Annotated in this window: 10 protein-coding genes; 5 read left to right on the top strand and 5 right to left on the bottom strand. The window is 42.9% G+C overall.

Going from position 1 to position 7449, the window contains the following annotated elements; translation table 11 throughout:
• Positions 1 to 29: 29 nt before the first annotated feature.
• The gene (locus RAC86_RS32420; protein WP_003231189.1) at positions 30 to 230 is read left to right on the top strand and encodes a DUF3311 domain-containing protein; all 201 of its coding nucleotides are present in this window, start codon (positions 30 to 32) and stop codon (positions 228 to 230) included.
• Positions 230 to 1720: a sodium:solute symporter family protein gene (locus RAC86_RS32415; RefSeq protein ID WP_377886476.1), complete on the top strand. Its 1491-nt coding sequence runs from the start codon at positions 230 to 232 to the stop codon at positions 1718 to 1720. Before RAC86_RS32420 ends, RAC86_RS32415 begins: the two co-directional genes overlap by 1 nt.
• Positions 1721 to 1754: 34 nt before the next feature.
• Here RAC86_RS32415 and ctpA read toward each other — a convergent pair whose 3' ends face one another.
• Entirely contained in the window at positions 1755 to 3155 is a 1401-nt protein-coding gene (gene ctpA, locus RAC86_RS32410) for a carboxy-terminal processing protease CtpA (protein ID WP_069322646.1), read from the bottom strand.
• Between the two features lie 152 nt (positions 3156 to 3307).
• Here ctpA and RAC86_RS32405 point away from each other — a divergent pair, with 152 nt between their 5' ends.
• Together RAC86_RS32405 and RAC86_RS32400 are read left to right on the top strand one after the other, a co-directional pair.
• A complete protein-coding gene (locus tag RAC86_RS32405; RefSeq protein ID WP_015714112.1) occupies positions 3308 to 4009 on the top strand; it encodes a class I SAM-dependent methyltransferase in 702 nt (233 codons plus the stop codon).
• Between the two features lie 87 nt (positions 4010 to 4096).
• The gene (locus tag RAC86_RS32400) at positions 4097 to 4348 is read left to right on the top strand and encodes a hypothetical protein (protein WP_014477099.1); all 252 of its coding nucleotides are present in this window, start codon (positions 4097 to 4099) and stop codon (positions 4346 to 4348) included.
• Positions 4349 to 4418: 70 nt separating this feature from the next.
• On the opposite strand, the gene ldcB is transcribed toward RAC86_RS32400, so the two are convergent.
• Together ldcB and deoD are read right to left on the bottom strand one after the other, a co-directional pair.
• A complete protein-coding gene (ldcB, locus tag RAC86_RS32395) occupies positions 4419 to 5240 on the bottom strand; it encodes an LD-carboxypeptidase LdcB (RefSeq protein ID WP_014480046.1) in 822 nt (273 codons plus the stop codon).
• Positions 5241 to 5322: 82 nt separating this feature from the next.
• Positions 5323 to 6024, bottom strand: coding sequence for a purine-nucleoside phosphorylase (gene deoD, locus RAC86_RS32390; RefSeq protein ID WP_003231176.1), 702 nt, complete (start codon positions 6022 to 6024; stop codon positions 5323 to 5325).
• A gap of 199 nt (positions 6025 to 6223) precedes the next feature.
• Between deoD and RAC86_RS32385 the strand changes: the two genes are divergently transcribed.
• On the top strand, positions 6224 to 6349 hold the full coding sequence (locus tag RAC86_RS32385; protein ID WP_003231174.1) for a hypothetical protein: 126 nt from the start codon (positions 6224 to 6226) through the stop codon (positions 6347 to 6349).
• Between the two features lie 39 nt (positions 6350 to 6388).
• On the opposite strand, the gene yodL is transcribed toward RAC86_RS32385, so the two are convergent.
• Positions 6389 to 6703, bottom strand: coding sequence for a shape determination protein YodL (yodL, locus tag RAC86_RS32380; RefSeq protein WP_004399431.1), 315 nt, complete (start codon positions 6701 to 6703; stop codon positions 6389 to 6391).
• Between the two features lie 60 nt (positions 6704 to 6763).
• Positions 6764 to 7375 (bottom strand): phosphatidylglycerophosphatase PgpB, encoded by a 612-nt coding sequence (gene pgpB, locus RAC86_RS32375; protein WP_004399336.1) that lies wholly within the window; start codon positions 7373 to 7375, stop codon positions 6764 to 6766.
• Positions 7376 to 7449 lie beyond the last annotated feature (74 nt).

Raw genomic sequence — 7449 nt, 5'->3', positions numbered from 1 at the left:
AGAATTATCATGTTTCAGGAGGAAAGTAAATGGTTAAAAAAGCACTTATTGTTATTCTCATTCTTTTGCCATTCGTTCAGCTCGCGCTTTTGCCGCTTGTGAATCGAATAGAACCGATTATGTTCGGCCTGCCGTTTTTCCACTTTTGGCTGCTGCTGTGGATTATTGTTACGCCGTTATGCTCGTTTGGCATTTATCAGATGCAAAAAAAAGATGGAGGACTTGAATAATGCAAGGGAATCTGACTGCACTTCTCATTACTTCTATTATTGTTTTAACCGTTGTCTGTCTCGGCTTTCTCGCCGGAAGAGACAAATCCTCGCGCACTTCTGTGGAAGAATGGTCTGTCGGCGGCAGACGCTTCGGCGGTCTTCTCGTCTGGTTTTTAGTAGGCGCTGACCTTTATACGGCCTATACTTTCTTAGGGTTGACCAGTACTGCTTTTACAGGCGGAAGTGTTGCATTTTTCGCCATTCCTTATTCTGTGTTGGCCTACTTTATCGCCTACTTCTTCTTACCAAAACTTTGGAATGTTGCGAAAATTCATAAACTAACAACACTCGCGGATTATGCCCGGGAACGTTTTAACAGTAAGCTTTTGGCAAGCCTCGTTGCCATCGTTGGGGTACTCATGCTTATTCCGTACATATGCCTTCAGCTGAGCGGCATTCAAGACACGCTTCAGGTTGCCGGCACTGGCTATATTAACGTAAAATTCGTTGTGATCATTTCATTTATTCTTGTTGCTCTTTACACATTCTTCAGCGGGATTAAAGGGCCCACATATACAGCCATCATTAAGGACATTTTAGTATGGGTCATTATGCTGTTTATGGTGGTGTCCCTCCCTCTCATTCATTTTAACGGCTGGACGCCAATGATTGACACGTTAGTGAAGGAAGCGCCGCAAATGCTGACGATACCGTCAGAAGGGCCAAAAGGCATTCCTTGGTTTATCACAGCATCTATTGTTTCCGCTCTGGCACTTTTTATGTGGGCACATGCCGCTACAGGTGTTTTCACGGCGAAAAGCGCTGATGCAGTAAGAAAAAACAGCATGTTTTTGCCGCTTTACAATATTGTGTTAATTTTGGTCATTTTTCTTGGCTTTATCGCCTTTCTTGTTCTGCCGGAAGATACAAATCCAAGACTCGCGCTGCTGCATTTGATTCAAACATCTTACGGCGGCGTGGCACAAGGCTTTGCATATGCCACTATCGCTCTTGCTTCATTAATACCTTGTTCCATTATGGCAATCGGCGCATCGAATTTATTCGCCAACAACCTATACCGGGATTTGATTCATCCGAATGTGTCGCAAAGCAAGCTGACCCTCGTCACACGTTCAATGGTGTTTGTTGTCATCGGTCTCGCGCTGCTGTTTGGAATGCTGTTCCCGACTGCCTTAGTGACACTCCAGCTATTAGGTGTATCCGGCATGGTGCAAATCTTCCCGGCGATTGCTGTCAGCCTGTTCTGGAAAAACCAAACGAAAGAAGCGACAGTTATCGGATTATTAGCTGGCCTTGCGGTTACGTTTATTGTGTATACCACTCAATCCGCACATGGCATTTATGAAGGATTCTGGGGATTGGCCGCCAACATGATCGCTGTGGTCATCCTGAATCCGCTGTTCGTTAAAAACGCGGGATCCAATCCTGTCATTGAAGGTTTATTTGGCCAAAAACAAAACGCTAATCCAAATCAAAAGGGCGCATAAAAAAACCATACGCGGCAGCCGCGTATGGTTTTTTTTACATTTCTTTTTTCAGTGTTTCAATTGCCTTTTCCATTTGCGTATCATTATCAGACAGCTTCTTTTGAAGTTCTATCATTAATTTCGTTGTTGTATCGCCAGTCAGTATGCCTGTCTCTTTCAGCTTCTCTTTTTTCTGGAACTGTTTGACGACAGATACAAAGTCCTGGTCATACGTACTGTTAACGTTTACCTTGTAACCAAGTGCTTTGAGCATTTTCTGAGCCACTTTAACGTTTGTGCCTGTATCACCTGATTTGTACGTTTTATCTGCGTCCAAATACGGCAGCTTCGCGTAATCAGGCAGCTCAGCTTTCACTTGAGGCTTGATGCCTTTTTTGTGAATCCATTCGCCGTCAGCAGTCAGCCATTTGGCAACTGTCAGTTTGACAGTAGAGCCATCATCATATTCTTTTGCCGTTTGCACTGTACCTTTTCCGAATGTCGTCTCGCCGATTAACGGTACGTTTGACGATTCATGAAGGGCAGCGGCCATAATTTCGGCTGCGCTTGCTGTACCGTCATTTACTAAAACGACGGTCGGCTTGGTCACTTTCCGTTCTTTTTCGGCCTTCATGACTTCTTTTGAACCGTTTTTGTATTCAACCTGCATGATGTTTTTCCCTTTATCAATGAACAGGTTGCTCATCGTAATCGCCTGTTCCATTAAGCCGCCCGGGTTGCCTCTCAAGTCTAAAATATAGCCTTTGGCGCCTTTTTTCTCTAAACTGTCAATCGCATCTGTCAGCTCTTTAGCTGTTGTTTCAGAGAAAGAAGTGATTTGAATTTCTCCGATGTTGTTATCTTTCATCTCTGAATAGACAGTCTCTACAGGAATGGTATCGCGCTTAATCGAAAGATCGATATTCCCCACTCCCGCTCTGTTCAGTTCAAGCTTCACCTTTGTGCCCTTTTTGCCTCGGATTAAAGCGACGGCTTCATTTACATTCATGCCTTTTACGCTTTTTCCATTCACCTTAATGATTTGGTCTCTCGGTTTGATGCCGGCTTTTTCAGCAGGTGAACCTTTAATTGGGGATACAATAAGGATTTCTCCGTCTTTCTCCTCTACTTGGGCTCCGATTCCTTCAAAAGATGCTGAAATCGTCTCGTCGAATGATTTCGCTTGCTCTTGATCCATATATGTAGAGTACGGATCATCCAGTGATTGAATCATTCCTTTAATTGCTCCGTCTACTAATTTGTCATCATCTGTTTTTTGGTAATAATCACTTTTGATTTGCTCATACGCTTTATTTAATTTGTCGAACTTACTGTCTCCTGTGCTTGCTGATTTTTGGCCCAGGATACTGGAATTGCCCGTAATAAATAAAGTAAGCGCCGAAGCGACAACTGCAGTGATCAGCACAATAAAAAACAATTTTAATTGCCGTTTCAATTAAACACCACCTTTTTCTTCTTACATTATTATCATGGACGAATTCTTATTCGTCAACTCGGAGCAGAAATGAAAGAGAAACGCCCTTCTTTTGCTTTTCATAAACCTATGTCTTTATACGACATATGATAAGGAAAAAGGAGGATTCGATATTGAGCCGATATTTAGAAATGCTGTCCTTATTCGGTGTCGCAGGGGCGCACCCAGGCGGGCTGGCTTTTTCAAAAGCGGTCTTGCAAAAGGCTGCACCCTCTCCGGATCAGCCGATTCTTGATGCCGGATGCGGAACAGGGCAAACGGCGGCTTATTTAGGACATTTGCTGTATCCTGTAACAGTCGTTGATAAAGATCCTATTATGCTTGAGAAAGCGAAAAAAAGATTTGCGAATGAAGGGCTTGCCATCCCTGCATATCAGGCGGAGCTGGAACATCTCCCGTTTTCTTCTGAGTCCTTTTCCTGCGTCCTGTCAGAATCGGTCCTCAGTTTTTCACGCCTGACATCCTCTCTTCAAGAAATTTCAAGAGTTTTAAAACCCGGCGGGATGCTGATTGGTATCGAAGCTGCTTTAAAAAAACCGATGCCCCCTGCAGAAAAGAAGCAAATGATGGATTTTTACGGATTTACTTGCTTACATGAAGAAAGCGAATGGCATAAACTCCTAAGATCCTATGGCTTTCAAAAAACAGAAGCGATGACACTTCTTCCGGAAGACATGGAATTTGAACCAACCACAGAAATGGATTTATCGCAAACGATTGATCCCATCTATTACGATACGCTTCAAACACATTATCAGCTCATGCAGTTATATAGTGAGTACATGGGTCATTGTATTTTTATCGCGTACAAGTAAAACGGCGTATCGCCCCCTGTTTTCGTCCAACCTTTTTTTCCTATCTATCATATGCTGATAGAAAGTCAGGATAGGAGGGGAACAATATTGGAGAGATATTATCATCTTTGCAAAAACCATCAAGGTAAAGTCGTCAGAATTACAGAGAGAGGCGGGAGAGTTCACGTCGGCAGAATTACCCGTGTAACAAGAGACAGAGTTTTTATAGCTCCGACCGGCGGAGGGCCAAGAGGTTTCGGTTACGGATATTGGGGCGGTTATTGGGGATACGGAGCAGCTTACGGTATTTCCCTCGGTTTAATTACAGGGGTCGCTCTTGCTGGTTTATTCTTCTGGTAAGCATAGAACAAATGCTAGATTCACCAGACACAATGAAGCCCGCTTATCTAGTGTAAGCGGGCTTTTCATTTTAAATTTTCTTCACTTTTTCAAAGTACTCTTCAAGCGTTAAATCATTATCTTGGATGACCTTTGCGGCTTTTTTGCCTACATAGCGCAGATGCCATGGCTCATATTCATATTTCGTGATATCTTCTTTATTTTTCGGATAGCGAATGATAAAGCCATATTTATAAGCATTGTCCTGCACCCATTTCCCGTCTGCCGTGCTTCCGAACGCTTCATTTAGCTCAAAGCCATTGCTCCGGCTCGAAATGTCCATCGCGAGGCCTGTTTGGTGCTCGCTTTCACCCGGGTAAGCAACCGCTTCCTTTGCCTTCTTTTCCCCTTTTAGGCTTACTTCATTGTCAAAAATGACTTTCTGTCTGTCATACGAACGGTACCCTGAGACAGCTGCCAGTTCATAGCCTTCCTTTTTGGCAGCATCGAACATTGTTTTTAATGCGTCGGCCGCTTCTTTTCTGATGTAACGTTTTTGAATCTTTTCTTCAAAAGAAAACTCTACATCTGGTATGACAAGATCGCTAGGTTCATAGTTTCCGGGCAGTGCATATTGTTTATTGACAAGCGCGAGTATATTTTCTGGATTTTGAATGGTTTCCAGACCATCGACTTTTTTAATATCATTGAAATACTGGCTTTCCAATGAAAACTCACTGTTTTGAGTGTTTGATTTTTTGCTGTCAGCTGTTTTTTGTTCTGTTTGCTTTGTTTCTGCTGTGGTTTTCGTATCCTTTTGAGCATCTCCGTTCGACATGCTGCAGCCGGCTCCGACTATTGCCGTTACACTCAGAGCGGCAGCCAGTGAGAACCATTTACCGGACTTTTTCATATTACATTACCTTCCTTTTATCAATCGTTTCCGCATTCATAAAGAAGAGGCTGCCGGCACCCAGCACGCCTCTTGATATATTTTATTGTGATACGGAATGTAAAGCCACTTCTATCATATCATGAAATGTCGTTTGACGCTCTTCCGCTGTCGTTTCTTCTCCTGTTAATACGTGATCACTCACGGTGAGAATTGACAGGGCTTTTCTTCCGTGCTTCGCTGCTAATGTATACAATGCAGTTGTTTCCATTTCAACACCAAGCACACCGTATTTTGCAAGTTTTTCAATTTGCGAATCGTCGTTGTAGAACTGGTCAGCTGTAAATACGCTTCCTACAGTCACCGGCACACCTTTATCCTTTGCGGCATCATAGGCATTTTTTAAAAGCTCAAAATCTGCACAAGGCGCAAAATCAACGCTTCCGAAAGCAACTCTGTTCATTTGTGAATCAGTTGAGGAGGTCATCGCCAAAATGACGTCTCGCACTTTGACATCTTTACGAATAGCGCCGCAGGAACCGACTCTTATTAGATTTTGCACATCGTAGCTTTGAATTAATTCATTCACATAAATTGAAATAGACGGAACGCCCATTCCCGTGCCTTGTACTGAGATTTTTTTACCTTTATATGTACCCGTAAATCCATACATGCCTCTGACTTCATTGTAGCATTCTACATTTTCAAGATACGTTTCTGCAATAAATTTTGCTCTGAGAGGATCTCCCGGCAAAAGCACTGTATCCGCAATTTGTCCTTTTTCAGCACCTATATGTACACTCATCTCATATCCTCCTGTAAATCTAAATTATCATCCAGCCCGTCCATTTTACAACGAATGTCATGATGAAACAAACTTCAGCATTGATTATAAAGGAATATGTCGAAAAAAGAAATGTTCGAGGATCTGTTAGGCTCTTCCTCAGAAAAACGGATAATCGGGGTGTTAATTTGAAAACCTAACCGCAGGAAGGAGGGAGGACATGGGTAAAAAACATCGTAACCGGATCACCGGCCAAAAAAAGAACAATCATATACCTGAAAAAGATATCATTGCAGCTGAAGAAGCACACGGGAAAGAATATTCTGCTGCCAAACGCAAGCCTTAAAACTGCAGAAAACTGCGGGTTTCCGCAGTTTTCTTTTCATTATGTCGTTTGTACAATCAGACGATTGATTTTCCTCCAGCCGGCGGGAAGCAGTTGATAATATGTTTTCCCTTTTCTGCCCTCGTCAATCAGGATCACGTCCCCTGTGGCCATGAATCTTGCATCATAATCACTCGGAACAGTGTCGAATACATTAAACAAAGAGAATGCTCTTTTCAGCACGTCTTGATGATCGCTCCCGTTCAGTTCAGTTCGATAGACGGCTCTGTAGCCCTTTTTTTCGCCAAACCGGGGTGTCTGAAATATTGTCACGTCATAGGAACAAGACTTCTTTTTAAACACGGATAACATCATCAAGATCCCCTCCCTCTTATTTCTTTAACATATTGGCGTTTTTGCTGTGTTTTCCTCTCTCTATTTTTGTCGAAACCGCTTAATCTTTTCGTCAAAACCTTTTACTAGGAAAAACAGAAGCAAGCCGAGGCTAAAGCCGCCTAACACATCCGTCACAAAATGAACCCCCAGATACACTCTGCTTATGCCGACTAAAACAGCAATTACACCGGCTATGATATATACCATTTTTTTATGCTTGGACAAAAACGGGAGGTGTTTCACTAAAAAGTAAGCAATAACAGGATAGACACAAGCAGCATTCATGGAATGGCCGCTCGGAAAACTGAAGGATGATTCATGAACCAGCGGTGCAAAATCAGGCCTCACTCTTTCGATCCATTCTTTTAAGACTTTGTTTAACAGCCGATCTGTGCCGAATACTAAGAGCATCAACAGGCCGTCCCATGTTTTTCTGTAGAAAAACATGCCTGCTCCAATGATGACAATTAGAGGGAGCAGAAAAGAAGAAGCACCAAGATGCGTGATCCCCGTCATGACTTCATTAAGCCATGGCTGACGGATCAAAACAGCTGCCTTGCTTATTGCTTCATCTGCAGATTGAACAGCATTTGTATGAATGGCCGCAGCTAGAATGAGAAAGAAAAGAAACAAGCTAACGGGCTTGTACAATTTAACCACCTCAATTTTCACAGAAGTCATAGAACACGAATAATAAAACCGGAGCTGACCGCTCCGGTTTTAAG

It is taken from the genome of Bacillus sp. LR_5, assembly GCF_042709275.1.
Note: the sequence above shows the minus strand (reverse complement) of the source record. Positions and strands in the feature narration are given on the sequence as shown.

Bases quoted from the DNA above. Each gene is read 5' to 3' on its own strand.
- RAC86_RS32420 (WP_003231189.1), top strand. From the start codon at position 30: ATGGTTAAAAAAGCACTTATTGTTATTCTCATTCTTTTGCCATTCGTT.
- RAC86_RS32415 (WP_377886476.1), top strand. From the start codon at position 230: ATGCAAGGGAATCTGACTGCACTTCTCATTACTTCTATTATTGTTTTA.
- ldcB (WP_014480046.1), bottom strand. From the start codon at position 5,240: ATGAAAAAGTCCGGTAAATGGTTCTCACTGGCTGCCGCTCTGAGTGTA.
- deoD (WP_003231176.1), bottom strand. From the start codon at position 6,024: ATGAGTGTACATATAGGTGCTGAAAAAGGACAAATTGCGGATACAGTG.
- RAC86_RS32385 (WP_003231174.1), top strand. From the start codon at position 6,224: ATGGGTAAAAAACATCGTAACCGGATCACCGGCCAAAAAAAGAACAAT.
- yodL (WP_004399431.1), bottom strand. From the start codon at position 6,703: ATGATGTTATCCGTGTTTAAAAAGAAGTCTTGTTCCTATGACGTGACA.